At 62.1% G+C, this 662-nt stretch carries 1 protein-coding gene and 1 pseudogene; both read left to right on the top strand.

Annotation, left to right across the window (positions count from 1 at the left end):
• Positions 1–315, top strand: a 315-nt coding sequence (locus BK660_RS31595) for a DUF2914 domain-containing protein (RefSeq protein WP_123436458.1), incomplete at its 5' end; no start/stop codon positions are given.
• Positions 316–369: 54 nt separating this feature from the next.
• Positions 370–662: pseudogene (locus tag BK660_RS31590) on the top strand (ABC transporter permease); the annotation flags it as partial.

The following is a 662-nucleotide window of genomic DNA, read 5'->3' as shown; positions in this document are numbered from 1 at the left end:
GGCGCCAGCCTCGACACGGTCAGCGCCGAGCAGATTCGTGGCGATGGCCTCTACGCCTACACCGCGATCAACGCGCCGCGCGGGCTCGATGAGCGGATCTATCACGTCTGGCAATTCAACGGCAAAGAGGTCGACCGCATCGCCCTCGATATCCATGGCGGGCGCAAGGAAGGCTACCGCGCCTGGACGCACAAGCAGAATTTCCCCGGCAACCCGGCGGGCAAGTGGCAAGTGCGGGTGCTGACCGAAGACGGCCAGGTGATCGGCGTGCTGCGCTTCGAAGTCACGGACAGCACAGCGATCAAAGAAAAGTAACCCGGTTCGTGCTATTACGTTAGTTCGCTTAGCAGACGAACAAGCACGGAGCTTATGACCAGCAGCTCGATCAGCGGTAATGCCCAACTGGACACGTCGATCAGTCCTGCCCGCTTGCGGGTGACGGGGGACTGGACGCTTGCCCATTACGCCGAACTCAAGCAACTGAGTGAAAAGCTCCACGGCCAGTACGATGCCAATACGCCGATCGATCTCAACAGTCTCGGCGCCCTCGACACCGCTGGCGCCTCGTTGCTGGTCGAACTGCTCGGCTCCGAACGCCTCGGTGAATCCGCCGAACACCCCGATTGCACCCTGACCTCCGCCGACCGCGCGCTGCTGCAAAC

The sequence above is a fragment of the Pseudomonas brassicacearum genome (assembly GCF_003732265.1).
Taxonomy (GTDB): domain Bacteria; phylum Pseudomonadota; class Gammaproteobacteria; order Pseudomonadales; family Pseudomonadaceae; genus Aquipseudomonas; species Aquipseudomonas brassicacearum_D.
The sequence above is the reverse complement of the archived record's forward strand: the minus strand, read 5'-3'. Positions and strand labels throughout refer to the sequence as shown.